Here is a 25,763-nt window from a genome sequence, read left to right on the forward strand (position 1 = left end):
GAAGTGTACTATGGCAGGCAATCAAACTAAGAAAAGAGTATCCATTGTTCAAGTTGAGTTAGTAAAAGAAAGTAGTTTTTTGTACAAAAGCCGTTTTTGTTCCTCACCAGAATCAGCTTATGAATTGTTTGCGCCATTTGTTGAGAAGAAGGATCGGGAACACCTCGTCGTGGCAGGATTGAATACCAAAGCAGAACCTACTATCATTCATGTCGCTCATATTGGTACGGTGAATCAATCCATTGCGATGCCTAGAGAAATACTAAAACCATTACTTCTATCCAATAGCGTTGCCTGCATCGTTTGTCATAATCATCCCAGTGGCAATGTAGAACCATCAGAAACGGATATTGCTTTCACAAGAAAACTGAATGAGGCCTGTGAACTATTAAACATTACACTACAAGATCATCTCATTATTGGCAGTAATGGCGACTACTATTCATTTCGTTCAGAAGGCTATTTGTAAGGTTTGAAAAATAAAAAGTAAGGAAGAGAAAGGAAGGAACATTCATGTGTAGAATAAATCAAGCCATTCAATTATTAATGGAGCAACAGAATATTAAAACAGAAGCAGATGATTTGGGCCAAGAATCTGTATTATTCATGAAGGAAGAGCTGGACGAAGAAACATTGCCTAAAAAAGCTAAAGAGAAGTTACCTACTATAGTAATGTCCCATACCTTTTTTTATTTAGACAATCAAGGAGTTGATTATATTGTGTATTTTTTAGCTGAAGGGACAACTAATCAACCTGTTCTTTGTGGCATTTTAAAAGAAGGTGAATTGGTCTATTCCAAATGGTTGAATGCATGACACCAGAAGTAAGAAAATTGATCCTATTATGTTTAACTCAAATTATTAACACACTAGAAAAGCTAGAAGGGAAGTGAGCTCATGTCATTTTTTATACGCGTATTGGTTATGGTCACAACAACGATTATTACTGAATGGCTTCAATGGTCGGCAGTTTAGAAAGGAAGAAGCGAAATGATAAACAAACAATTAATCACAATCAAAAGTGAGGCTTGGTCAGACGAAACCAACACCCACCGTTATGTGTTACGAAGAGAATGGTTCGAAGGTACTGAGGACAAAAAAGGGAATTTAGCAGCCGTCGTGACGATACGACCAAGTAGTACGAGCCCATACACAGAAGATTTAACCATGATGTTAATTGAAAAAAATGTCCGTCAGCTAGGCTTTTCAGGTTTCATTGCGGTGAATCTTTTCTCTTCTATAGAAGCCAAAGATCGAGCTTCCTTTTTGAAAGGAATGGATAAACAATCATTAGAAGTGTTCACGACTGTATTATCGGAGAAGCGAATTAGTCAAATTATTTTTGCCGTGGGCTCAATTGTTAAGACGAACTCGGTAGCGATGGATCAAACGAAAAGATGTTATAACTTGTTAACACCTAAACAAAAGAAACTGACAAAAGTGCTGGTCAATTCAACGGGTGCTATTGCTCATCCTTTGAGTGTTTATGCTAGGAAAAAATGGTTACTTGGAAAAACAGAATGTCTATTCTCAAAAGCTGGAGATTTGGCTAAAAAATAGTTGTGTGAAAAAACATGTGATTTCACGTGTATTACGCATTATCAATACCAAGGCTAGTGTGATATTTTCTAATTACCATGAGGTGAGAATTGGGGGGAGAAGAAAATGGCAATTGATACGGACTGTTTAGCAAGCTCTTATCAAAGCGTATTAGATTTCTTTAAAGAGGAGGAAATTAGTCCAGAAGTACTATCTACATTTCATTATATTTTTAAAGGACAACAAATATCATATCCGATGAAATTGTATGATAAGCATCTTGTAGCAGAAAAAATTAGAGAGAAGTTTGATCAGGGGAAGGAGGTAGATATTCGGGAGTTTACAACGACTTATGGTTTTTCAACAAGATGGGTTCAAGGTGTCATTAAGGAAATGATGAAGGAGAGTGTAAGTGAATGATAAAGTTTGTGGTTATAGTAGCGGTCATTTTTGGTGTTTATAAACTAATTCAATGGGCAAGAGAAAATACCAATTTGAATTTATCTGATAAAAATGTCTTTATTATAGTAGGTGTAGCTTTTTTAGCATTAATAAAATGGGCCTATAGTCGAGAATCTAAACCAACAAAGTTGGCTCAGTCTTGGCAAAGGACGTATCAATGCACAAAATGCAATCGAACCACGACGACTATTTTTAATCCAGCAGAAACAGAAAAAACAACTTGTTATGCTGGTGGAAGTCATCGTTGGCAAAGAATTGAATAACAAAGGCCTATTTTGAGGGACTAATAGTCTTATTGTCATAAATAAAAAAAGCAATTAAAAGAAGCAAGGGAACCGATAATAGTTTTCTTGTTTCTTTTTCATTACATAAGATGAGAGTCTCTTTTTTTCCTGTTTATTGTAAGAGGAACTGTTTTTGAAAAAATGGGATTTTTGGGAGTCTCCTTCATTTGGCAACCAGTCAGCGTTTTGAAAAGAGTATGATTCCCAACAGCCCATTTCTATTTTGGGTTGTTGGGAGAAATAAGGAGTGCAGAATGTTTTTAAAGCAACAGCTTGAAAGAAGTCCCAAAACGCCCAAAAATAAAAATAGAGAATGACAATATTTTGCTTACATATTCCATGGTATACTTTATTAAAGAAAATGTTCGTCAGAAAGGAAACGGAAAATGAAAAACTTTCCTATTTATACTTATGGCAATCGTAGTTTGAATCACTTGTTTGACGTAACTGAATACAGTACAAAAGCTGCTTATAAAAAAAACAGGGAGGCCTACGTTGATAGTCTGAATTTAGTACTACTTTCTATACAAAGAACTGGAAAAAAGAATAGGCAAGAATATCTCATCGTTTTTCCTCACTTGTGTACCATTGTAGAAAATGTTGCAGTTGATCCAACAACGGGTTATAAAATATGGATTAATAAAACTATTGAGGGGAAGATAACTAGTGAGTTTAATGTAAATATTTGTCCAAACGATACTGAAAATAATTTAAACGAATATGAGACCTTGCTTCTATTGCTTTTATTTCAAAACTATTCTGAAAATAAGAAATGGTACAAAACAAATGCTACAGCTTTATTGGAGACAGAGGAAGAAAATGCAGACAGCATTGTCGCTATTGTTAGAAGTGAAAAAACAAAAAGTAATCAGTTTAATTCACTTACACGAACCTATGGATTGACCTATTTAAATTGTTACTTTAGTTTACAACTATTATTTTTATGTGCAGAAAGTAATGAATTTCACAAGATGCTAACAGATGCTATGCAAGAGGATTATGATAATAAGTTTGAAAAATATAGCGAATTAAATACTAGCATAAAAAAAGAAATACTAGAGGTTGACTTTAATAAATATCCATTGTATTCTGCCATCTATAAATTCGATATCTATCGTCCATTCGTTGAAGCAATTAAGCAGTTTGATGGAGAAAAGCTACGGCCTATAAATACATATCTTACCTATGAAATGGTCGATTTTCATGAAAACTATACAATCATGAGCAATCGGAATTTGAAGGGTGACAAAACTTGGTTCTTACTTGAGTTGTTGAGAAAAGGTGACTGGTCACTGGATAATCAACATACATTGTGCAAAAAAGAGATTGAACCTTATTCATTGTTTACATTATTTGACAGTGTACTGTCGGAAGTATTTTTTCCTGGAATAACGTACATTTGCAATGAATTTTCCAATACAGAACATACCTACCATGATTCTTTCAATCTGTTATTCAATAATCTAACAGTGGGGTATGGTCGATTATCATTGTTGTTGGTAGCGAAAGACAATAAAAAGAATGATGGGAATTATTGGTTTTAAGTAAAGGAATAGAAATAAGCAGCATCCGATATTTTTCGGATGCTGCTTTTCTGTTTTTGTCAATAGCTAAATTTGAAACTCTGAGTGTCAGTTTAGGTAGCTGAGTAGAGCAGTTTTTTTGGATATGATCAGAGTGTAATTACAAACAAAAAAAACATCTTTTACTAGTGAAAATGAATAAGTACCTTTGAGAGGAGAGAAAAGAGTCATTTTTTTAATATGGTAGTTAAGTTATTAATTGAATAAAAAGTGATGTGGTAGAGCGGTACTATTATGGGTAAAGCTATTTAGGACGCTATATAAGCCTTTACCACAGGTTTTACCGCTCTACCGCCTAAATAACAAGGGGGCAACTGATTATGACGAGTATTAAATTTCAAGAAAAAACGGTTAGAGAACACTTAAGCATTTTAAATAATTTTGGTATCCCTTCTGTAGAGATACGAGCATTACCTTCTCAAAATACGAACAAAAAAATTTGTAGCAAAATATTTTTGACAAGTGATCCTGAAAAAGTTGTGGGTTTTATTTCTCAAAAAAAGCTTGAGTTTGGAACAGTCTATACTACCTTCAATGAATTTGATCCTGAGGGGATTAACAAAGGGGAGTCTTTGAGGGATAGTCAAATAACGAACGTTCGATTCTTTTATATAGATTTAGATCCTAAACGAGCAGCCAATACTTCTTCGACTGATAAGGAAAAGGAGCTGGTTTATCAACTAAAAGATAAGATTGTCGATTATTTAGCAGAAGCAGGCGTTAAGGCGATAATTCAATTCGATAGTGGTAATGGGTACGGATTATTTTTACCTGTACAGAGAGGAATAACTTCTGAAGTGAAAGAACTTCACAAATCTTTTTTGAAAGTACTTCATAAACGTTTCAGCAATAATAATGTTCATGTAGATACAAGTGTCTATAATCCAGCTAGAATCGCCAAACTGCTAGGAACACCTGCAATCAAAGGAGGAAATAGTGAAGAACGCCCGCATAGATTAAGCGAGCTGCTTTCGGTTCCAAGTGAGGTAGAAGATACTCCACTGTCAGTATTCGAAAGGATTGTTGAAGAAAATCAACTGATGGAGATAAAGAAACCAGCAAAACAAAAAAAGCAAAAGGACTATGTTGTTGCAGATGCACGAAAATGGCTGAATCATTATAAGTTGGATTTTCAAGAAACAGAGGGAGACACAGAAGGAGTAACGCTTCTAATCTTTAGTTCTTGTCCGATTAGACAGCACAAAAATAATCAAAGCGGGGCCTGTTTGTCCGTCACTAAGAACAACAGGATTCGATTCCAGTGTAAGCATGCGTCAGATCAACATGCAACAATCACGGATTTTGTGAAGCGGTATCCAATACCTAATAGTGCTAGAATTGTTAATCGATTTAGTGAAGAGCCCGTGACCAAAAAGGCCTTAGCAGATGGCCATATTTTCAACTATGGAGTCTACGAGCTGTCTAATAAAGGTGTGACGTTCTTAAGTCAAGAAGGGAAAAAGGTTAAGATTGCTGACCCTTTTTTTATCAGCGAAACCACTATCATTAAGGAAACACATGATGTTTACTATGAGTTGCATTTCCAATTTGATGGGCATTGGGCTGAGCCACAAAGGATTTCAGCGGCCGTATTGCAGTATAGTCGCTTCAAAGGATTGGTCAGCAAGGGACTGTCATTTAATCCAAAACATGAGATGGAGGCAATTGATTACATCTTGATGCAAAGGAAAACTGCTTCAAAGGTATATGCTCATCAAAGCGTTGGCTGGGTATTGGAAGAGCAGACCCCTGTGTATTTGCTGGATGAGAGCTACTCAAAGCAAGTGTTATCTAAGCCCTCAGTAATAGCCGCAGAGTCGCCCTATGACTTTTCAAGCAAAGGAGAAGGAAAAGCTTTTCAACAGCTACTCAAAAATTGTGACTATTCTCTTGGGCTTAGCTTAGCGGTAGCCATTGGCTTTACTTCATTTGTATTTGGACATGCGAAAATAGCAGGAACAAAGGAAATGACCAATTTTTTGATTTCTTTAACAGGATTGTCTGGCTCTGGAAAAACAACGATGCTTTATTTGATTGCCAGTTTTTATGGGAATCCTAGAACGCTAATTCGCACAATGAACGCTACATCGAATGCCATTATCAAATTAGCCGCTGATAACAATGGTGTCCCGTTAATCCTTGACGAACTTGGTACAACAGCTATACAAGACTTAACTGCTATTTTCTACCAACTATCCTCGGGTCAAGAGCGATTAAGATTAAATACATCCATGGAGCTAAGAGCGCAGCAAACGTTCTCTACGGTGCCATTGGTAAGCTCCGAAAAACGAATGAAATCTTTAGTAGGAGAGCAAGGTGGCTTATATGCAAGATATGTTGAATTACTTGATATCCAATGGACAAGCACTGCTAAAGAAGCGGATGCCATCAAGCAATATGCGACACAAAATTATGGACATGTCACAAAACAGCTACTCAATCGTTTAAATGAAACATCCGAAGACTTTATTTTGCAAAGCTTGGAAGAAGCAATAACGTGTTTGAAAGAAAAAGTGAATGATGAGCATTTAGATGAGCGAATTTTAACAAATTTTGCGGTCATTTATACTGCTGGTCGAGTGTCTAATCAGCTATTAGACTTGGGTTTTTCGATGGATGAATTAGAATCCAAGCTGTTGGAAATGTATCAAGATACTGTTCAAGAGAAGAAAAATGCAGCCATTGATTATTATTCAAAAACTGTTGAAATTATCTTGAAAAATGCCAATCACTACATGGATGCTAAAAACACCGCTCAGAAACCATCTGGAACAATCTGGGGGAAAGTTAGCATAACGGCCGATACTATAAAAGTTAATACCTTTAGCAGCGTGATGGAAGAGCAATTGAAAAGAGCGTTCAATACGAATGACATTAGTTATATCATAAAAAATCTTATAAAGAACGGGCATATTAAAGCTGAGCAAGGTCGCTTAACAAAGCGAGTTCGGATAAATAAGCAGAGCCAAACAACGATTGAACTCATTTTACCTCTAAAATACAAAGACTATTTTCGTTTAAATGCTAATTATTTATCTGCAGGTGTTGAAAGCAGCTATTTTGCGGAAAAAAATCTTGTAGCAGATAATCTGAACTTGGATAAAGAAGATTGAATCGTATGATATAGGCGAAAATCAATTGTGCTAAGGCGAGTGCAATGTGTTTGCCTTAGCAATCACAAGTACTCATAAAAACAAATAATACTAAGAATAGGAGCTTTTAAAATGGCGATGAAGCGTATTAATAAAGAGAATAAGAAGGAAAACAGCAACGGATTAAAAGCAGTTAAAGAAGTATCAGAATCGGTTGTGTCAGAAAAAAACATCGTATTAGAAGAAAAGCAACATGTACAAGGTCAATCAGTAGTAACCAATAAAATCTTAGGACTAGACACAACAAAAAAAATCAAAAAGAAAACAACGACTTCAAAAAAAGTAATTAGCACGTCAAAATCATTTTTGACAGATAAAGCAATTGCAGAGACCGTGAAGGAAGTAGGCGTTGAGTTTCTAACTTCTGTCATTAGCCAAAAATTAAAAGCAGAGCATGGGTTTGCGAGTAGTGACATCAGCGGTCAGCTATATGCCAAAGTCCAAGCAGGATATCTCAACAATCGAAAACCGACTGATGAAGAGGTAGCTTATACGGGCAAGGGTGTTCGAGTCTGGACAACCACACCAAAATTTTGGCTTCGCTATGAAGAGAATATCGCTATTGTTGAAGCAGAAAACAATGATTTGACAGAATAACATGTTTCACTCCTGCTGGTTTAACAATAGTCAGCAGGAGCATCATTTAACAATAAGGAGAGTAGTTATTATGGAAAAAAATATAGAAGAATTTTCCCGATTATTTGCTAAAAATTTGGTTCCTTATCTCTATCACCATATTGAGGAGAACGATGATTTTACCAGCTAAAAATAGCTATTTAGTGAAATGGAAGGAGGTGAAGGATGTATGCGTGAAGAAGAGTTAACGGAAGAGATGCTATTAGAAATTTTTGAAAAAACGGGAACAATTGGTGTTCTACTTACCGAAGAGTTAAGCAATGAATTGAGTGAAAGTCCGTTTTGAGTCAATTCATTGGCGAATGAGGAGGGGCTAGCCCCCTCCGTTTGTTTAAAATAAAAAGGAGGTGTAAGTATGCAGTTCTATGCCTACGATCGCACGTCTAGTTGGGACACCCATAAAGTTTCTAACGAAGCACAATGGTTAAAAATAAAGACCTATGTTCAAAAAATATCTGGCGCAACAGTAATGCGTTTTAGTGATTATGGACGTTCAGGTGGCACAATAGAGCGAGAAGGGTTTCAAGCCTTAAGAGAAGCAATTACAGCGTCTAGTGAAGAGAGGGTGTTGCTGGTCTGGCGGTATGATCGGATTGCTAGAAATGTTGCGGTAGCCATCGAATTCATGTCCTTGTGTGAACAACATCATGTGCACATCGTGTCGCTATCAGAGCCTTTGCCACAAGGGGCTGGGACAGGAATAGCCGCTCAAAAAATGTTTATCCAGCTATTATTCATTCATGGGGAAATGCAGCGAACCAGCATCATTGAAAATATTCGTTCAGGATTATTTTATAAGCAAAAACAAGGCTTATATTTATCATCAAGAGTCCCTTTTGGTTACCAACTAGTTAAAGGAATGGTTAAGCAAGAGCCAACAGAAGCAAAAGCTGTTTGTCGTTTGTTTGAATTGTATTTAACAGGAAACTTTGGTTATCAATGTCTCGCCCATCAATTAAACGAGGAAGGCTACATTTTTAGAAACAAGCAACCCTTTAGAAGACATAACATCGCCCAAATTCTGAAAAATCGCTTATATACTGGAGAAATAAAAGGTGGGAGCTTTGGTGCTTACACAGGTGAAGTGGAGTCGATTGTCACAAAGAAACAGTTTCAACAAGCCCAACAGATTCGTGAAAGTCGACAAGTGCAGAAAAAAGATGAGCGCGTCTATCTATTAAGAAAAAAGGTGGAATGTCCGTATTGTCAGCGAAAGCTAAGCCCAAAACGACAAGTTAATACAGAAAAAACAAGTTGCTGCTATTACTATTATTGCTCGAACCGTTCCTGCAAAGGCATTTTTATTGAAGCCACACAAGTAGAAGCCCATGTATTGAAAAGCCTACATGACTTCATTCATTTAGAGGTTGTCTATTCAGAAATTGTAAAAGAAATGAACCAGCAGATTCTACTCCTAAAAAAAGCGGAACAAAAACAGCGACAGAGAAAAGTAAAAAGTAAAGACAGAATCATGCGTGAATTTGAAGCAGGAAAACTCACAGTAGAGGCGATGAAAGCTCAATTGGAGACATTAACCATTAACGATGGGACTGGAGTCTTGTCACTTGCCACAAGAAAGCAATATGAGAAAAAGCTACAAGAGATTTTAAAATTAAAAGAACAACCCATTCAAGCGCTTCTTTTGTCACAAGTAGCTAGGATTACTATTGATACAACGAAAAAATTAACAGGCATTTATTTAACAAAAGTACCAGAAAATATTTATCGAGAGAAGGACATTATATGATGACTCAGAGTGTTTTAAACAATCAATCACAAACTCCCGCTTCTGACGAGGTGGAAAAAAAAGCGGCACTATACCTAAGGGTTTCCACGACCGAGCAAGCGACCGAGGGTTATAGTATTCAAGCACAAGAACAAAATGGTCGGGAACAAGCGTTTCGATTAAGACATGAAGTCGTGGAGGTGTATTCCGATGAAGGAGAGAGTGGCAAATCCACCAAAAATCGGCTGGCGTATCAACAATTAATGGCCGATGCGCGTCAGAAGAAATTTGATGTGGTGATTATTTGGAAGTTGACACGGCTTGGGCGAAATATGTTGGATGTTCTCCAAACGGTGGAAGAGCTGCTAAGTCTTGGGATTGGTTTGTATTCGATTTCAGAGCAATTCGATATAACCACATCCAGTGGCAAGCTGATGTTGCAGCTTCTAGGTAGCTTTGGGGAGTTTGAACGAAACCAGATTTCAGAAAATGTTTCTATGACGATGCAAAGCCTTGTGAGAGATCATAAGCGCTATGCAGGCGGTCGTCGGTTAGGATATGTCAGTGGTGTTGATGAAAACGGTCAAAAGCAATTAGTCATTGAACCAGAAGAAGCCAAAATCGTACAAGTCATCTATGCCAAATACCTAGGTGGAGATGGTTATAAAGCGATTGCGAACTACTTAAATCGTCAAGGGTATCAAACGTTAAAAGGCAATGCTTTTTCAATCACTGCGATCAAAAACATTCTTCATAATAAAATCTATGGGGGGTATATCGAATACGCCCGCTATCTTAACTGGGATACCAAAAGACGACGGGGCAAGAATCCCAGCCCTATTTTAGTCAAAGGAATCCATGAGCCAATCATCAGTGAGGCAATCTACTTAGCTGTACAAGAACGACTTAAAGTGGAATCCAAACAACCATCATGGACGCAAAGTGGGGAGAACGTCTTAACAGGTCTTTTGAGGTGTCCGGAATGTGGTGCCCCTATGGCTGCCAGCAATGTCACAAATACCTTAAAAGGTGGGATTAAGAAGCGAATTCGCTATTATTCTTGTTCGACTTTCCGAAACAAAGGAGCCAGTGTGTGTCATGCCAATTCCATTCGAGCCGATAACGCAGAAACTTTCGTAGCGGAACGACTGAAAGAAATTGTCCGAGTCCCTCAAATTTTAGAATCTTTAGTGCAGCAGTTGAATGAGGAGCGGTTAAAACAAATCCAGCCCTTAGAACAAGAACTAGCCGTTATTGCAATAGAACAAGAGGAATTATTGGCTAAAATAGCAAAATGGGAAGTGGTGCTGGAAGAAAATCCAGAGTTGGTTGAAACCTTAATCGAACGGCTAAAGGAACTCCGCACTCGTAAGAGTAACAATCAAAGACGAGAAAATGAAATTCTGCATTTCCTAAAACACAAAGATCAACTCATTGAATTAAAAGATGTTCAAACTATCCTTCATGGAATTGATGCCATGTTAGCAGGGCAAGAGAAAAAAACCATCAAGGAGTTGTATCGATTTTTCATAAAAAAGATTACTTTTGATAAAGAAACGAAAGACAACATTCAGATGACGATGGCATTTGATGAAAAAATTATTGCTCAATTGAATCAGTTTTACCAAGAAACCCTATCTAAATCGGATAGGGTTCTTTTCGTGCTACAAACAGCTTTTGAGCTTGTTGTATAGAATAGCATCAATTGGTACGAACCCCATAACAAAGCCCTAGATAGTTCGAATATCTAGGGTGGTTGTTATGTAGGTGCGTAACGACTATATTAGAGTTTAGAATAATTGCCGAACTACTGATAGTAAAGAAGTTATGCTATACTAAACAAATGAAAGTGAGATTGATTTTATGAAGACAAATATAGAAAATCCTAAATACAATTCGAATGATTTTTCATTTATTTATAGATACTATGCAGGCTTCTCTACTAGCTTTGTTTCAGAAATATTGAGTGGATATAACTTAGATAACTTGGCTCTTTTAGACCCATGGAATGGTAGTGGAACAACAAGTAGAGTTGCGTGTCAATTGGGAGTAAAGAAAGTATATGGTTTCGATATAAACCCAATTATGTCTGTCATTGCTTCTGGTGAATTGGCGGAATACGATGAGAATACAAAACTAGATTTAAAGCAAAGAAATTATTTGATGAATAGAGATATTTTGCAAGATCCATTAGAACAATGGTTTACTAAAACGTCAGTAAAAAATATTAGAAATACAGAATTAAATATAAGAAATGCAGTATTACTTGAGGAATCAGCATATGAAGTTAATTATTTAGCTATTTTCCCTGACTTTTATGAATTGTTAATTTTGAATCACAAATTAGCATATACTTACTTAGTCCTTTTTGAAGTAGTCAAAAAGTTAACAGAAAAATTTAAATCTACTAATCCTACATGGATTAAAATAGCAAAATCGCCAAATGAAAAAATCAAGATAACTCAAAACGAATTTCAAAAACTCTTTTTAAGTGAGCTAGAAGCAAAAAATGGAATTTTAGAAAAGAAAACTAGAAACTTAAAAAAAGAAGTTCAATTAGGCGTATCAGATTCGAGAACACTTCCTCTTGAAGATGAATCAATTGATTTAACTATTACGTCACCACCATACTGTACAAGGATTGATTACGCAGTTGCTACACGGGTGGAATTAGCAGTTTTGGGGATGTCTAGTAACAGCGATTTTGAATCATTGAGGAAGCAGATGATTGGTACTACAAAAGTTACAAATAGTGAGTATTTCCAGAGAGAAATACCTAGTAAGACTGCAATACTATTTTTAGAAAGTGTTTATAACCATTCGTCAAAAGCATCGAAAACTTACTATTACAAACAATTTATACAGTATTTTGAGGGAATAACTGACTCCATATTAGAAATATCTCGAGTGACTAAAAAAAATGGAAAGGTTATAATTGTTGTACAAGATTCATTTTATAAAGATATTTATTTAAATATTTCGCAGGTTTTTAAGGAACTATTTAATAATAATGGTTGGAAAACACTTGAAAAAAAAGATTTTACCAAAAAACAAACTATGGCTACTTTAAATAAAAATTCAAAGGTATATAGAGATATTTCTAATCCAGTTGAAACAGTATTAATATTTGAAAGGATGAATTAAGATGACAGATGTAGGTGGTATTGATTTAATAAGAGCAGTAGAAGAAAACATACAATCAATCAGAACAAGATCTTTGGACTTATCTTTTAATGAGCTTTTGGATATGTTTATGGATAAAGAACTGATTATTGATCCAGAATATCAAAGGTTGTTTAGATGGTCAGAAGGAAAACAATCACGTTTTATTGAATCGCTATTATTAGAATTACCAGTTCCTCCTATATTTGTTATTGAACTTGAGGAAGGTGTATATGAGCTAATCGATGGTTTACAAAGGATATCATCCTACTTAAACTTTCGAGGTAAGCTAGAGGATAGAGAACCACTAATGCTAGTTGATTGTGACATTGTTTCAGAGCTTAATGGTTTAAAATATAATCAATTGCCTAAACCTTTAGAGATTAAGCTCAAAAGAAATTTTATCAGAGTAGAAATATTAAGAAAAGAGAGTGACCCAAGATTAAGATATTATATGTTTAAAAGACTAAACACGGGCGGCGAAATACTTAGTGAGCAAGAGATTAGAAACAGTACGATTCGCCTTATGGATGCAGGGTTTAACGACATACTAATAAAACTTAGTCAATACGATCACTTTCAAAATACAATATGTAATGTGTCTGAAAAGAAATTTATGGAAAAATATGATCAAGAGTTAGTACTACGATTTTTGGCATTCAAAAATGACATCGAAAAGTATACTCATGATGTTGGTGATTTTCTTACAGAGTATATGGAGAAAGCTACTGTTCAAATAAAAGATGGAGAATTTGATGTGGACTTAGAAACTTCAATTTTTGAAAAAACATTTAAAATAATAGATAAATCTATGAATGGGCAGGGTTTTTCTGGCTTATCAACAAAGGGAAAACCATCTAATACTTTTTTGATTTATCATTTTGAGGCATTCTCTTTAGGTATTCAATCATTCATTGATAGGATTAATGAAGATGATATTGAAGAAATGTCCAAATTGAGAGAAATATTTATATCAATAAAAGATCATACAGAATTTAGACGAATCACCACTGGCGGTGGTAAAAATACAAGAAAGCAATTAATGGATAGAATTAGATATGTAGAAACAGCGATGAGTGTTGAGTATGGACAAAATTGATGTGATTGGTCAGATTGAAGAAGAACTGACATGGAGATTGGAAGAACTAAACTTTTTAAAAAATCAGTTATCTGTAATCAATAAAGAGGATGACAAGCTAAGGTATAGAAAATCATTGGTTGTGATGTTGTATTCATGTTATGAAGGTTTTTGTAAATCTGCATTTCAGATTTACATCAAAATGATTAATTCTCAAGCATTGTTGAGATCAGAAGTTAATTTACATATTCGAACATCCTCCTTACATGAAATGTTTTTAGAGTATGGTAATGAGTCAAAAAAAGATGAAAGATTTAAAAGGAGCTTACCAGAAGATAACAAACTTCACAAATATTCTAGACAGATAACTTTTGTCGAAGAATTCAATAATTTTCTAACAGAGCAAGTTTATATATCTGATAGTATTGTAGATACTGAATCAAATTTAAAACCAGCAGTCTTAAAAAAGATTCTATATAGATTAGGATTTCCGTTTGAAGAAATTGATATATCAGAAGCTACAATCAATAAATTACTGAATTATCGAAATAGTATTGCTCATGGGTCTCAGAAAATAGGAATTAAAGAGATTGACTATGAAAGCCTGGAGTCTGATGTGAAGAAACTAATGAATAATGTCAGAGTTATTATTATTAATGCTATTCAAGATGATTTATTTTTGGAGATAATATAAAAATGCTATTATGTACATCTATGCTAAGTTATTCTGCCTTTTTTAGAACTTAGCTTTTTTGTATGTATTTAATGGTTTTTAGGAGGGATAACATGTATAAAGAATACAATGCCGATTTTGATTTATTCAAATTTAGAAAACAAATATCACCAAAAGATGAGGTTGACCTCATAATAAAAAAAGCATTACAAAGCTATTTTGATCAGGGGGTAGACGCTTTTTGTACAGCATTAAAAGTCTCTGGTATTCTAATAGGTGATAATTTATCATTAAAGAATAAATTTCTAGTTCGTTTATCGGATGAGATTGAAAGAATTGGATCTAAGAAAGATATTCATTTTTGGAATGAATTTAAGCGTAAAGTGTTACTAATTAATAAATTTGAGAATCAATTTTTCTCTTATAGAGATAGCTTTTTTGCTAATAATTTGACAAAGCAAGAAATTAACGGCGAGTTATTGGTGGTTGCGGCTGAAGTCTATATGAATATACTTGCAGTTCCATTTAGCGAAAATGTTAGAATTATAAATGGAAATGATACCATTGAGAATAGAATGAACATATATGACGCTTTCATTGGGTTTGTTTCACATGTAATTAAGTACTTTATAAAACAAGAAGTATTATTCAAAACTAGCTCTAAAATTTATTCTGAATCGGATATAGATACAGCTAGTAAGCATTTCATTTTTGATGCACAATGGGATGATTTGATGGATATAAAAGAATTCTTTTGTTTTTCAGATATTTCAATAAAGGAAGAAGCTAATGAGTTTTATGTAGAAATAGCCGATCAAAAATTTGATAAATCAGTGCTTATTTCAAACTTTAGAGAAAAAAACTATATGGCTAGTATGGCGGATACAATAAATTTTGAACTAAAATTCGTTGAACATCAGTTTGATACAATGAGAAAAAGAGCAAATTATATCTCTTTTGTACAAATTCAAAGAATGCTAGGCACAGAAAATATGGACAATAAAATATGGACAGTATCATTGGAAAAATGGATGAATGCATATTTTTTCATAAAAGAACTTTCTAGTAAGAAACTTAAAAAAAGGAGAAATATTAATAAATTATCTGAGCTATGCGTTGTTCATAACAAAAGTTGGTGGGTAAAAGAATTGATGAAATACGATTCTTCAATTACTGAAAAAGAAGCGATGAAAATAATAAATGTTTTTACATTTGATGGGAATTCAAAAGATTTAATTGATAATCCGTTGATTGCATTTAAAGATCAGCTAGTATTAGTTCCAAGCATAACGTTTCAATTATTACCAGAAATTGCTCTTGTATCAATGTTCACACATAAAGGAGCACAAGTGAATTTTAAAGGTTATGAATTTGAAAAGAGATTGAAAAAGAAGTTACAGGAAGTTGGTATTTGTGCTGAACAAATTGCTTCGCATCCTAAAAATAAAACTAATAAAAGCAATAGGGAATCGGATTTAATATTTATTTTGAATAGAACATTGTTTATTGTAGAGTGTAAATCAATTGTTCCACCATATACAATAAAAGATCATGCAAAAACAAACAGTAAGATAATAAATGAAATTGAAAAATTTAAAGTAAATGCAGATTATTTTTCAGAAAATAAGGATTTGGTTTTAAAAAAATTGAATAAAAAGAAGGATATAGAAATAAAGGAAGTCGTAAAAATCTTTGTTACTTCTTCAACTTTAGGTGTAGCAGGATTGTTTAATGATATCTATGTAATTGATGAGGCTGCATTAAATGCTTTTATTAGTAGAAATCCGCCAGTTGTAAGAGATACAGATATGAATATCTATTTTAGACAGGAAAACTGGGCATTCGAAGGGAAAATTACAGCAGCTAAGTTTAAAGAATTTTTGAGAAATCCACCGTCGCTAAAGGCGATGGAAGATATGCTAGTCAGGGAGTGGAAAACTGTAGGGAATTTGCATATTCTTAGATATAGTAAAAATATGCCTAGTAAATTTCTAAATGTATCTGTAGATGATATTGATAAAGATGAGCAACAATACTGGCAATCAATTCTTGAATAAAAAGTATTGATTATGACGACTTTAAAAAGATGTTGAAATAAAAAAGGATGTAGTGATTACGAAGTTGATTAATGATATCGCAGGAAAAATAACACCTATTAATAAAAAGGAAGTTGATGAGTTTCGATTACTTGTTTCAGAAGCCGCATTCCTTAGTGAAAATAGGGCACAAATTACATATTCAAAAAATTTTCCACCTGAGTTAGCGGGTGCATTAGGAGCATTAGGCGCAGGAACAATTGGAGTAACAACTGTTTTTGCAATTTTTTCAGGCATGAGTGGTGCTGAAATAATGTCTGCATTAGCAGGGTTTGGACTTCCAGGAGCTGTAGGGGGAATTAGCAGTGTAGCAGCAGTTGTAGCAGCACCAGTTATTTTATTTGGAGGAGGGTTATTTCATATAGCCAATCAAAATAAATTAGGAAGAGAACTTAAAGAACTCTTTGAACAATCCTATAAATTTGAAAAAGATCTAGTAGAAGACAATCGTGATGTGGTTGTAAATCTATTAAATGGAATAGAAAAGTACCGAGAAAAATTAGAAAAAAAGCATTTAGATTTACGTAAGATTAAACATTAGTTTTGAAGTTTAAACTAAAACTATTTCTTTGAATTATTGTGTATATTGAAGAAGCTATGATGTCATGTACTTTTTCGAATATCATTCACTTGTGATACGCAGAACATCCTCATAAGTGAAAATTGAATTGTGTTGAGAGATAAGGTAGATCTTATCGTAAGTAAAATATCATTAGCATGTGATACGGAGAACAACCTCATAAATGAAAAGGGTGGATAAATGTCAATAAAGTAGACATAAAAAAGTAGAAAATTAATGTGAGAACAGCATGAAAATCATTTTTTTCTAGTTATGTATTACAATAAAATAAATAGAGTATTAAAGGAGAGAAGCAAAATGAAAAAAAGTGTATTATTGGTAATCCTCGTACTGAGTGCTTTAACAGGTTGTACAGATGGGCAAAAGGAAAAAACAATGGTGAGTAGTAACGAAACCAGTTCAAAACAATCAGCTGAAAAATTGAATGATGCTGAAAAAATGGAAACGTATGATGAAATTGTGAAAGAAGCAAAGAAATTAAACATTGAAGGTAATTTTAAAGAATCTGAACTAAAACTAGCCTTAATTCCTGTAAGTGTCTTAGGAAATAAAGATTATTCAACACTAAAAGAAGCCGTTGAAAATTTGTCTAGCTCAAATAATAAGGGATTGCAAGAACAAAACGAAGACAAAAAAACAGAACAAAAAGCAAACGAAGCGGCAACCGTTAAAGCAGCTGATACGTCATCCGGTTTCAATGGAGATTTGGCTAAATGGGCGAATACTTACGTGTTTTATTATTTACAGGATGGTCAAAAACAAAGTCGTTTGACCATTACAGGAAATGGTGGCGTTACACAAAATAATTATGATGGCACACAATATTTTGGAACAGCATCTATTACAGCCAATTCATCAAGTGCCTTAAGTTATAACACAGATACCATGTATCCATCACGTATGCCGGCAACGAAAAGCATCAATTCAAACGTGAAAATTTCTATTCAATGGGATAACGGTGGTGGAAGCCAAGTCTATTACGGCTATCTATCTAACTCGTCACGGTTGATACTAACAGATGGAATTAGTCAAAACAATGGTGTTCACGAAGTTTGGGTAACATACTAGATCTTTCTTATATTTTAAAAGTCAAATCTAAATTATAAAAAGGAATATTGTGAGCTTTTTATAAAAATGGTTTACAATAAGCTAGAGATTGATAAGGAGAGTTAGTGAAATAGGAATTGAGAATATCATTCACCTCTCTATTATGTACATTAATAGATTTTGAAATGTATTATAAAAAAGGGAAATCCAGACAGAACTCAAAATTATTAGGAAAGCTGACCACTGCTCTACTATTTTTTGAGTTTTTTATTTTTATGGAGTTCTAAGAAAAATTGAAAACAAGTAATAACAAGCACTTCTTCAAATATCACTCACTTCCGATACGCAGAATATCCTCATAAGTGAAAATTGAATTGTGTTGAGAGATGCGGTAGACCGTATCGTAAGTAAAATATCATTGGCATGTGATACGCAGAACACTATCATAAACTAAAAACAAATTGGAGCAGCATTTTTGATGTGAAACACTTTTCTTAAATGAAATTGAACTAATATTTGATGGAGGGATTAGAAAATGAGTAATAGAGAAGAGGAATTGGCAGATTTAAAGCGGCCTAGGAACTGGATACTGAGAGAAGAAATGTCGTTAATTCAAGCTAAAAAATATAAGGATAGTATGAGAGCAGAGGAGAATGTTAATATAGTAAAAAAAGTGATAGAAAATTGGATAGAGAAAGGACAAATAGCGGAACTACAAATAATTAATAAATTTCCGATATTAGTTTCTAATATGAATAAAGAGGAAGTAAAAAAAGAGATAATGAAAAAATGTGGTAAAAGAGATAAATATCACTATCTCTGGGTATCTTTCCGGGATGATGGAATGATAGTGACTGTTGGTAGAACATCATTTCTAGAAAAAGCCGGATACGGCGATTTATTTGAAAAATTCGACTTTTTTGGGGTTGGAACTCAAAGATTATTGTTAAAATCTTTAATTAGCTCAAAAGAGAAGCTAAAGGAGCTAGAACAATTAAATGTTGATATGAATAAATTTACTAGTTATGCTTTAATATTACCCGTCAAATCAAATGATAGAAAAGTTGTAAATACTTTAGAAAAAAAATTAGGGGAATATCTAATTAGTAAGAAGAATCCTATTTTTAATTACTATTCACATAACTGGTAATATCTTTAATTATTCGTATAGCTCATTGGCATAAGGTCACAATAATTAAAAAACTAAAGTAAATATTTAGAGAAATGTCATTCACTTCGGATACGCAGAACATCCTTATAAATGAAACTAGGATTGTATTGAGAGGTTTGGTAGGTATAAAGATTAGCTACTTTTTTTAAGTGAATAGAAACCTAAACATTTATGAAATTAATGAGGTTCACCTATCAATGAAATTTAATTTTATATTATAAAGTGAAATATTTTATTTAGCCATCTATAATAATGTCTGTTTTTCTAAATTGAGTATGTCCAAAATTTTTAAATCGAAGGAGGAAACAATGTGAAAAAATATTTTCCTAGTTACACACCAGTTTTTAAAGAAACAACCGGATGATTAAAAGGACTACAAAAATTGGGAGAAAGAAAAGCAGGTCAATTAACGGATGAAGGTAGATTCTTGTTTCTTTTAGTTGGGAATATAAAATTAAGGTTAAGTAACATCAGTATATTTTTTTGAAGATTGGGGTAGGGGAATAGGTATGTTTGAATATAAAAAGTATAAGAGTATAGATTCAAAAGTCTATAAAGATTCTTTAGTGTTGCGAAATGATCTTCTTCGGGTGCCGATTCAAAAATCCATTTATGATGAAAATCTAGACTTAGAAAAAGGAAATGATTTTTATGGAGTCTTTAAAGATGGGAATCTAATTGGAACACTTAGTTTTTTTGAGAGAGAACCTTTTGTTGCACAGTTGACAGCATTTGCAATAAGTAAGGAGTTTCAAAGATTAGGTCTTGGCAAAAAATTAGTAGTGTTTCTTTTAACAGATTTAAAAAGCCGAGGTTATCACAAAATTAGTGTGAATGCTCGGACGAGTGCAAAAGAATTTTATCAAAAATGTGGTTTTGCTTTTATTGAAGGACCGATATTGAATTCAGAATTAGGTGTTGAAGATTATAGAATGGAATATTTAATTGAGAAATAATTCAGAGGTAAAAGGAGGAAAAAGTGAAAAAGAAAATTCTAATTTTTTTTATATTGCTATTTTTATTAGCGGTTGTTTCAAGTAACAATAACACTGAAAGTTCATCTGTGGAAACAGTTCAAACAGATGTAAGTATTATACTTTCGATACGGAGAACATCCTCATAAGTGAAAATTGAATTGTGTTGAGAGATAAAGTAGACCGCATCATAAGTAGGGATATTTTTTCAAGCCTTATAATGAAAGGAGTTAAACGAAATAATGCTCTGTAAAGAGAAGTAAACTTTTGTTAAAATGAAAGTATTATGTGTTTTTTAATGATATTAGATGGGAGAGAAAAATGAAGAAAAAAAGTTTGTTTGTAGGTATAGCTCTTTTTTTAAGTATTTTTGTTAGTGGCTGTGCGAATAAGGAAGAAGTAGAACAGTCTGAAAATAAAGAAAAAATGATAAAAAAAGCGGAAAAATCAATAGCTGAGCGTCCAATTATTTATATGTCCAACAATTTTATGGGGTTAATGGATACTAAGGGAACTATTTTAATGGATGGAGAAAAAGAACGGATAAAAGAAATTGATGCATTTTCTAATAGTACATTGTTGGAATATACTACAACTATGCATGATGTGTTTTATTTTAACACAGATAGTTATCAAATTTTCCCTGAAAACCCAGAACTTAGAATTCACAATCGGTCGTTTGAAAATAGTAAATATGGTAGATATAAAGATGACAATCTGAATAAATTTGGGCTTATTTTGAATGATGGAACACTTGTAAAAGAAGCTAAAGATATGCCAGATGGTATATCAGAATTTATTTTTAGAAATGATAGTTTCGCTCATGTTTATTTCAAAGGTAATACCGAGGGGTTAATGAATAATGAAGGCAAGATGCTATTAAAAGATATTGAAAATTTTGATTATCTGGAAGAAGAGGGAATCAATACATCATTAGCTGTTGTTAAAATCGATGGAAATTATGGAGTTGTTCATGATAAAAAAGGATTAATTTTTTCCCCAGAAGAAGCAAAGAAAATGGAAATAACAGAGATTTTTCCTTATGAACAACGTTCAGCAGCCATTTATAAAACAGAAGAAGGTGAGTATGGTTTAATTGATCAACAGGGGAAAGTAGTTTACGAGGCTGAAGAACCTTTGTTGTTTCAATATATTTCATCTTTTTCTGAGAAAGGGTTTGCTTTAGCTCAATCATATGGTGATGACCTTGTCATTAATGAAGCTGGTGAAGTTGTGACCGTAGTTTCTGAGGAAGTAGAAGCTGGTGTTTCTGTTTTTCACGGATTTTTGAAAGATGATACTATTTTGGTTAGAATTGGAAAACTGCACGATGAAAAATATGGTTTAATGAATGAAAAATTCGAAGTGGTCAAAGAGTTCCCAGATAGTTATGAAAGAACTCCTTTTTATCTTGGAAATGGGTTGTTTTCTATTCAAAGACTGGGTGAAGATGCTTTTCCAGCCATTATAAATAGTTCTGGAAAGAAGCTTTTTTCTGAAAAAGAGAGTCAAACAAAAGAGATTTATGATTTTAGTAAATTTACAGATTCTGGATGATCTATTTTTAGTACAAAGAATTATGATCAAGGTTTAATAAATCAAAAAGGGAAGATTCTTATTGAAGCAAATAATGGCTCAGAAATTGAGATAAAGAAAATGCAAAATGTCTATCAAGTATCTAAAAGTTTTCCAGGGAAAATGTCAACAAAGTATTACTATGACAAGGATGGAGAGCTATTTTGCCGATTAAAAGAAAGCGAAAAGATATTTTTATCCAAAGAGCTAATTATGATTGTAAAACCAAATGGAAAGACTAGTGTCTATGATGAAAATGGCTATTTAATCAAAATAATCGAGGTAAAAACAGACAAATGATGTGAAATTCAAAAAGTTTTGACTGCATTTACAATGGGGAAAGGATAATCTTTGTATTGTAATTTTTAATTTAATTGATTTTAGTTTTATAAATCCAATTTGTCATATAAAAAGCGAATTGTATAAAGAGGTAAGGAAGAACATATTATAAATCAAATATCATTCACTTGCGATACGAGGAACATCGACATGAATGACAAGCGAATTTTACTGAGAGATAAGATAGACCATATCTTAAGTAAAATATCATTAGAATGCGATACGCAGAACCGTATCATAAATAATGATATTTTTGGGAAGGGAAGGTTGATTTAGAGGGCTTTTTAAGTGTGAAATGCAGGGTTTGTGATAAGGGTGTCATTGGTTAGTGGGAAATAGTTACTGAGTTTGTCACAGATTGTTTTATATTTAGGAGGAAATAAAATGAATTTGTACACAGAAAGATTATTATTAAGACCATTTAAAAATACGGATGCAGCATCACTATTTGATTATGCGTCGGATAAGCGAGTAGGACCTATTGCAGGATGGCCAGCACATACGAGTGTTGAGAATAGCCAAGAAATTATTAAGACTGTTCTTTCTGATTCTTTAACATTTGCGGTATGTTTTAAAGAAGCCCCTGAAGTAGTGATTGGTAGCATTGGAATTATACTACACACGCAAGAAAAACTTTTTTTATTTATGGGGAAAAAAGATGCAGAAGTTGGGTACTGGTTAGGCGTTCCATTCTGGGGACAAGGTATCATTCCAGAAGCATTTACAGAAATAATGAGATACGCATTTGAAGAGTTGAAGGTTGAAGCAATTTGGTGTGGTTATTTCGATGAAAATGAACAATCTAAAAAAGTTCAAGAAAAGGCTGGATTACGATATGTACGAACAGAAATGGATATTGAGGTTCCATTGTTGAACTTGAAGAGAACAGAACATTTCTCTAGAATAACTAAAGAAGAATGGGAGAATATTTCTCTTTAGTTATTTTTTTTAGCATTCTATTGCTCCTCTTTGTAATCATTGTTATAATTTAATTGACACAATATAAAAGTGTTACATAGTTACTAGATTCATTGGAGGAGAAAAAATGGCACAAATCAAATTATCACCAGAAGAATTAGAAACATCAGCCACAAAATACACGCAAGGGTCAGAAGAAATTTTAACGGTATTATCAAACCTTGAAAGAGAACAGGAGGCTATCCGCTCTAACTGGGAAGGTAGCGGCTTTGAAAGCTTTGACAATCAATTTGTGGAATTACAACCTAAGATTCGTGAGTTTGGCGAGTTGTTAGAACAAATCAATCAACAGCTACGTTCAGTAGCTCAAATTATGCGTGATACAGATAACGATATTTCACAAGCGATTAATAATCGTTAATGTTTAGTTGAAAGTGTAGGCGGAGAATAAGAAACTTTCTTCGTCTTTTTTCACTTATATATGCAGAATAGGTATCAATATGATGGGGGAAATACATAGAGAATCAAGTGAATAGCGTTAAGAGCTAATATGTTTATTTGAGAAACTAATTTATTGAGCTTTTTTCGTTTCAATGAACAACAAAAAGGGATGACAAGGAGTGAAAATACTGTATGGGAAATATTGCTTCAGATATAGGAACTGCTACTGCAGCAGTTGGCGGCCTTCAATCTGTTTCAGTGAATAAAGGGCAACAAGTAACGTTAGGAACAAGTACTGTCGCAAGTATGAAAGCAGGGGCTGAATTAAGTAATCAATTATTATCTAACCTGTCTGATTTAGTTGAATGCGTAAAAGAACAAAGTCAAAGTTTTCCTAAAATTGCTGAAATGATTGCGATTGAAGATAGTAAAATCAATTTCTAAGGAGTATAGTAATGGCTAAGAATAGTAATGATTTGGAAAGGGCTAAATATGACCGCTTAATACTGGAAAAAGAGACGGTGGCAGATGACTTAAAAGATGAAGGTCGAAAAATGCAAGGAAGCTTATCTGATTTGAGAGAAGACCTGCAAAGAGGATACAGGGAATTAAGCATGTTACATGAAGAGGATATCTATGAAGGAGATCGTGAAAGTCTTCGGCTACAAAGAGAAAATGAAGCGCAAGAGCAACTGTTTCGGCATCGTTTAGAAGAAATGGACGAACAAATCTCAGAAGAATATCAGTCAGAAGTCAGAAAAATAGAGAATGAAAAAGAAGAATTATACCGAAAAAGGGGTGATATTCCTTGGGATTAATCTATTCGAGTTCCGATTCCAGTAGCCTAATCAATGGGCTAAAAGCAAATCTGAACAGCGGGAAAGAGGTAACGGAACAATTAAAGTCAGGCAGTCAAAAAGTGATTTCCGCTGTCAATGGAAAAACGTTATCAGGAGCAGCTTATACGGCTGGAAAAGGATTATTTAGTGAATTAATTCTTCCTACTATTAGTAAGGTAACTACAGCAATCGATAATGTAGAGCAAGAATTACAGCAATATACAGCTGCTAACGGTAAGATAGCTGGCGAAGGAAATTTAGATGAAGATAAATTGAATCAGCAAATAACAATCAAAAAATCAATGAAAGCTTCTGTGGAAGCATCAGCAGCAGTCGCAAGAGCGTTGTCACGAATGAATCCAGTGGCTAACATTCTAGATTCCTTGTTAAACATTCAGAAAAATTTGAATCAGATGGCGGATAGCTTAGAAGAGGACATTCGAGAATTAGAGGATAAGCTAGAAAAGTTAAGAGAATTTTCGGCAGAGACAAGTGGTCTATTTACGAATAGCTTAAGTGATATGAAGTTAGCAATGCAAGGCATTCTTGTCTTGAATAACACAATCGTAAATAAAGATGGAACGTATCAATTACCAGTGGGTACAGATATTCATTGGTTTAAACAATTAAAAAAACAGAGTGAGCTTGATCGAATCATTGGTAAGGAGAGACCGCCGAATGTGGGGAATCGAGAATACAAACTAATTGATTTAGGATATGGTAAAATATGGTGTTGGGTTGAAAAAGGGAAAAATGTTGCGACAGCAGAAGATGTTAGAGTGACACTAGCTTATAATGAATGGCTAAGCCGAATGGTGGATAAATATGGATTGAGTTTCATTCAAGGTGAACGTCCAAAAGGCATAGATGAATTATTCTATGAACAAAACGCTACCTTAATAAAGGAGTTAGCAACAGGGATTGATAGTGTAACCGGAAAGAAATTAAGCACTGCCGAAAAACTTGGGAAAGCATCCTTATTAGCAAATGGAATGATTACAATCGGTGTAATGGTAAAGGGTGTTCTCAATGTAGGAAAAACACAAAATCCTAAGTCTGTTAAACCCAATAAGAAAGCCAGTGGGGCTAATGTTCCAAATCCAGATTTGGGGGTCGTTCAATCAAGAGTTAATGTAGCAAATGGAAGAACTAGATTTACTCCAACGAGACCCTCGACAGGAAAACCAGTATCGGCGGGATTCGAACATGTGCTAGATGGACATTTTAATCGACCTATTGCGAATAGTCGTTCTATTTTTTCTATAACAGCAGATAAATTGAAACAGGTATTGCAATCTCCAAATGTTGTTAAGTCAACAGTTATGGATATGTCTGGAGGACAATATAAAAGAATTGTTGATACAGGAGAGATAATTGGAAATACAGCATTAAAACACGGTGGTAATCCTACTAGCTGGATTGAAGTTATTACGGATAGAGCGGGAAATCTAATTACTACTTATCCAGTTCCAAAACCTTAAAGGTATT

At 33.9% G+C, this 25,763-nt stretch carries 25 protein-coding genes; all 25 read left to right on the forward strand.

Annotated elements, in window-relative coordinates; all coding sequences use genetic code 11:
* Nucleotides 1-10 precede the first annotated feature (10 nt).
* The 25 genes from BCR26_RS13510 (at nt 11) to BCR26_RS13630 (ending at nt 25,756) form a co-directional block, all read left to right on the forward strand.
* The gene (locus BCR26_RS13510; protein WP_069699524.1) at nt 11-469 is read left to right on the forward strand and encodes a JAB domain-containing protein; all 459 of its coding nucleotides are present in this window, start codon (nt 11-13) and stop codon (nt 467-469) included.
* A 44-nt stretch (nt 470-513) separates the two neighbouring features.
* Nucleotides 514-816 carry a hypothetical protein gene (locus BCR26_RS13515; RefSeq protein WP_069699525.1) on the forward strand — a complete coding sequence of 101 codons (303 nt, stop codon included), beginning with the start codon at nt 514-516 and terminating at the stop codon, nt 814-816.
* Nucleotides 817-990: 174 nt separating this feature from the next.
* Nucleotides 991-1,560, forward strand: a complete 570-nt coding sequence (locus BCR26_RS13520; protein WP_069699526.1) for a DUF1643 domain-containing protein — start codon at nt 991-993, stop codon at nt 1,558-1,560.
* A gap of 105 nt (nt 1,561-1,665) precedes the next feature.
* Nucleotides 1,666-1,959, forward strand: a complete 294-nt coding sequence (locus tag BCR26_RS13525) for a Mor transcription activator family protein (RefSeq protein WP_069699527.1) — start codon at nt 1,666-1,668, stop codon at nt 1,957-1,959.
* On the forward strand, nt 1,956-2,264 hold the full coding sequence (locus BCR26_RS13530) for a hypothetical protein (protein WP_069699528.1): 309 nt from the start codon (nt 1,956-1,958) through the stop codon (nt 2,262-2,264). Before BCR26_RS13525 ends, BCR26_RS13530 begins: the two co-directional genes overlap by 4 nt.
* Nucleotides 2,265-2,671: 407 nt before the next feature.
* The gene (locus BCR26_RS13535; protein WP_069699529.1) at nt 2,672-3,829 is read left to right on the forward strand and encodes a hypothetical protein; all 1,158 of its coding nucleotides are present in this window, start codon (nt 2,672-2,674) and stop codon (nt 3,827-3,829) included.
* Between the two features lie 359 nt (nt 3,830-4,188).
* Entirely contained in the window at nt 4,189-6,981 is a 2,793-nt protein-coding gene (locus BCR26_RS13540; RefSeq protein ID WP_069699530.1) for a DUF927 domain-containing protein, read from the forward strand.
* A 111-nt stretch (nt 6,982-7,092) separates the two neighbouring features.
* Entirely contained in the window at nt 7,093-7,617 is a 525-nt protein-coding gene (locus BCR26_RS13545) for a hypothetical protein (RefSeq protein ID WP_069699531.1), read from the forward strand.
* A 394-nt stretch (nt 7,618-8,011) separates the two neighbouring features.
* A complete protein-coding gene (locus BCR26_RS13550) occupies nt 8,012-9,403 on the forward strand; it encodes a recombinase family protein (RefSeq protein WP_069699532.1) in 1,392 nt (463 codons plus the stop codon).
* On the forward strand, nt 9,403-11,076 hold the full coding sequence (locus BCR26_RS13555; protein WP_069699605.1) for a recombinase family protein: 1,674 nt from the start codon (nt 9,403-9,405) through the stop codon (nt 11,074-11,076). The genes BCR26_RS13550 and BCR26_RS13555 overlap by 1 nt, the downstream gene beginning before the upstream one ends.
* A gap of 169 nt (nt 11,077-11,245) precedes the next feature.
* Complete coding sequence (locus tag BCR26_RS13560; protein ID WP_069699533.1) at nt 11,246-12,526, forward strand: hypothetical protein; 1,281 nt, start codon at nt 11,246-11,248, stop codon at nt 12,524-12,526.
* 1 nt (nt 12,527) lies between these two features.
* Complete coding sequence (locus tag BCR26_RS13565; protein ID WP_069699534.1) at nt 12,528-13,643, forward strand: DUF262 domain-containing protein; 1,116 nt, start codon at nt 12,528-12,530, stop codon at nt 13,641-13,643.
* Nucleotides 13,630-14,316: an MAE_28990/MAE_18760 family HEPN-like nuclease gene (locus BCR26_RS13570; RefSeq protein WP_069699535.1), complete on the forward strand. Its 687-nt coding sequence runs from the start codon at nt 13,630-13,632 to the stop codon at nt 14,314-14,316. The genes BCR26_RS13565 and BCR26_RS13570 overlap by 14 nt, the downstream gene beginning before the upstream one ends.
* A gap of 92 nt (nt 14,317-14,408) precedes the next feature.
* Nucleotides 14,409-16,352, forward strand: a complete 1,944-nt coding sequence (locus BCR26_RS13575) for a hypothetical protein (protein ID WP_069699536.1) — start codon at nt 14,409-14,411, stop codon at nt 16,350-16,352.
* 52 nt (nt 16,353-16,404) lie between these two features.
* Nucleotides 16,405-16,932: a hypothetical protein gene (locus tag BCR26_RS13580; protein WP_245676976.1), complete on the forward strand. Its 528-nt coding sequence runs from the start codon at nt 16,405-16,407 to the stop codon at nt 16,930-16,932.
* A gap of 336 nt (nt 16,933-17,268) precedes the next feature.
* Nucleotides 17,269-18,039, forward strand: coding sequence for a hypothetical protein (locus BCR26_RS13585; RefSeq protein WP_069699537.1), 771 nt, complete (start codon nt 17,269-17,271; stop codon nt 18,037-18,039).
* Nucleotides 18,040-18,553: 514 nt separating this feature from the next.
* Complete coding sequence (locus BCR26_RS13590) at nt 18,554-19,168, forward strand: hypothetical protein (protein WP_069699538.1); 615 nt, start codon at nt 18,554-18,556, stop codon at nt 19,166-19,168.
* 530 nt (nt 19,169-19,698) lie between these two features.
* Nucleotides 19,699-20,145 carry a GNAT family N-acetyltransferase gene (locus tag BCR26_RS13595; protein ID WP_069699539.1) on the forward strand — a complete coding sequence of 149 codons (447 nt, stop codon included), beginning with the start codon at nt 19,699-19,701 and terminating at the stop codon, nt 20,143-20,145.
* 339 nt (nt 20,146-20,484) lie between these two features.
* A complete protein-coding gene (locus BCR26_RS13600; protein ID WP_069699540.1) occupies nt 20,485-21,720 on the forward strand; it encodes a WG repeat-containing protein in 1,236 nt (411 codons plus the stop codon).
* A gap of 99 nt (nt 21,721-21,819) precedes the next feature.
* Nucleotides 21,820-22,038, forward strand: coding sequence for a hypothetical protein (locus BCR26_RS13605; RefSeq protein WP_069699541.1), 219 nt, complete (start codon nt 21,820-21,822; stop codon nt 22,036-22,038).
* Nucleotides 22,039-22,461: 423 nt separating this feature from the next.
* Nucleotides 22,462-23,016, forward strand: a complete 555-nt coding sequence (locus tag BCR26_RS13610; RefSeq protein ID WP_069699542.1) for a GNAT family N-acetyltransferase — start codon at nt 22,462-22,464, stop codon at nt 23,014-23,016.
* 106 nt (nt 23,017-23,122) lie between these two features.
* Entirely contained in the window at nt 23,123-23,416 is a 294-nt protein-coding gene (locus tag BCR26_RS13615; RefSeq protein ID WP_069697204.1) for a WXG100 family type VII secretion target, read from the forward strand.
* Nucleotides 23,417-23,628: 212 nt separating this feature from the next.
* Complete coding sequence (locus BCR26_RS13620) at nt 23,629-23,880, forward strand: hypothetical protein (protein ID WP_069699543.1); 252 nt, start codon at nt 23,629-23,631, stop codon at nt 23,878-23,880.
* 11 nt (nt 23,881-23,891) lie between these two features.
* Nucleotides 23,892-24,254 carry a hypothetical protein gene (locus BCR26_RS13625; RefSeq protein WP_069699544.1) on the forward strand — a complete coding sequence of 121 codons (363 nt, stop codon included), beginning with the start codon at nt 23,892-23,894 and terminating at the stop codon, nt 24,252-24,254.
* Nucleotides 24,245-25,756: a T7SS effector LXG polymorphic toxin gene (locus BCR26_RS13630; RefSeq protein ID WP_069699545.1), complete on the forward strand. Its 1,512-nt coding sequence runs from the start codon at nt 24,245-24,247 to the stop codon at nt 25,754-25,756. Before BCR26_RS13625 ends, BCR26_RS13630 begins: the two co-directional genes overlap by 10 nt.
* Nucleotides 25,757-25,763: the final 7 nt, after the last annotated feature.

Source organism: Enterococcus rivorum (assembly GCF_001742285.1).
GTDB classification, from domain to species: Bacteria; Bacillota; Bacilli; order Lactobacillales; family Enterococcaceae; genus Enterococcus_L; species Enterococcus_L rivorum.

Bases quoted from the DNA above. Each gene is read 5' to 3' on its own strand.
- BCR26_RS13545 (WP_069699531.1), top strand. From the start codon at position 7,093: ATGGCGATGAAGCGTATTAATAAAGAGAATAAGAAGGAAAACAGCAAC.
- BCR26_RS13570 (WP_069699535.1), top strand. From the start codon at position 13,630: ATGGACAAAATTGATGTGATTGGTCAGATTGAAGAAGAACTGACATGG.
- BCR26_RS13540 (WP_069699530.1), top strand. From the start codon at position 4,189: ATGACGAGTATTAAATTTCAAGAAAAAACGGTTAGAGAACACTTAAGC.
- BCR26_RS13515 (WP_069699525.1), top strand. From the start codon at position 514: ATGTGTAGAATAAATCAAGCCATTCAATTATTAATGGAGCAACAGAAT.
- BCR26_RS13600 (WP_069699540.1), top strand. From the start codon at position 20,485: ATGAAGAAAAAAAGTTTGTTTGTAGGTATAGCTCTTTTTTTAAGTATT.
- BCR26_RS13525 (WP_069699527.1), top strand. From the start codon at position 1,666: ATGGCAATTGATACGGACTGTTTAGCAAGCTCTTATCAAAGCGTATTA.
- BCR26_RS13610 (WP_069699542.1), top strand. From the start codon at position 22,462: ATGAATTTGTACACAGAAAGATTATTATTAAGACCATTTAAAAATACG.
- BCR26_RS13615 (WP_069697204.1), top strand. From the start codon at position 23,123: ATGGCACAAATCAAATTATCACCAGAAGAATTAGAAACATCAGCCACA.
- BCR26_RS13595 (WP_069699539.1), top strand. From the start codon at position 19,699: ATGTTTGAATATAAAAAGTATAAGAGTATAGATTCAAAAGTCTATAAA.
- BCR26_RS13555 (WP_069699605.1), top strand. From the start codon at position 9,403: ATGACTCAGAGTGTTTTAAACAATCAATCACAAACTCCCGCTTCTGAC.
- BCR26_RS13590 (WP_069699538.1), top strand. From the start codon at position 18,554: ATGAGTAATAGAGAAGAGGAATTGGCAGATTTAAAGCGGCCTAGGAAC.
- BCR26_RS13560 (WP_069699533.1), top strand. From the start codon at position 11,246: ATGAAGACAAATATAGAAAATCCTAAATACAATTCGAATGATTTTTCA.
- BCR26_RS13620 (WP_069699543.1), top strand. From the start codon at position 23,629: ATGGGAAATATTGCTTCAGATATAGGAACTGCTACTGCAGCAGTTGGC.
- BCR26_RS13625 (WP_069699544.1), top strand. From the start codon at position 23,892: ATGGCTAAGAATAGTAATGATTTGGAAAGGGCTAAATATGACCGCTTA.
- BCR26_RS13565 (WP_069699534.1), top strand. From the start codon at position 12,528: ATGACAGATGTAGGTGGTATTGATTTAATAAGAGCAGTAGAAGAAAAC.
- BCR26_RS13575 (WP_069699536.1), top strand. From the start codon at position 14,409: ATGTATAAAGAATACAATGCCGATTTTGATTTATTCAAATTTAGAAAA.
- BCR26_RS13605 (WP_069699541.1), top strand. From the start codon at position 21,820: ATGCAAAATGTCTATCAAGTATCTAAAAGTTTTCCAGGGAAAATGTCA.
- BCR26_RS13585 (WP_069699537.1), top strand. From the start codon at position 17,269: ATGAAAAAAAGTGTATTATTGGTAATCCTCGTACTGAGTGCTTTAACA.
- BCR26_RS13510 (WP_069699524.1), top strand. From the start codon at position 11: ATGGCAGGCAATCAAACTAAGAAAAGAGTATCCATTGTTCAAGTTGAG.
- BCR26_RS13520 (WP_069699526.1), top strand. From the start codon at position 991: ATGATAAACAAACAATTAATCACAATCAAAAGTGAGGCTTGGTCAGAC.
- BCR26_RS13535 (WP_069699529.1), top strand. From the start codon at position 2,672: ATGAAAAACTTTCCTATTTATACTTATGGCAATCGTAGTTTGAATCAC.
- BCR26_RS13530 (WP_069699528.1), top strand. From the start codon at position 1,956: ATGATAAAGTTTGTGGTTATAGTAGCGGTCATTTTTGGTGTTTATAAA.
- BCR26_RS13550 (WP_069699532.1), top strand. From the start codon at position 8,012: ATGCAGTTCTATGCCTACGATCGCACGTCTAGTTGGGACACCCATAAA.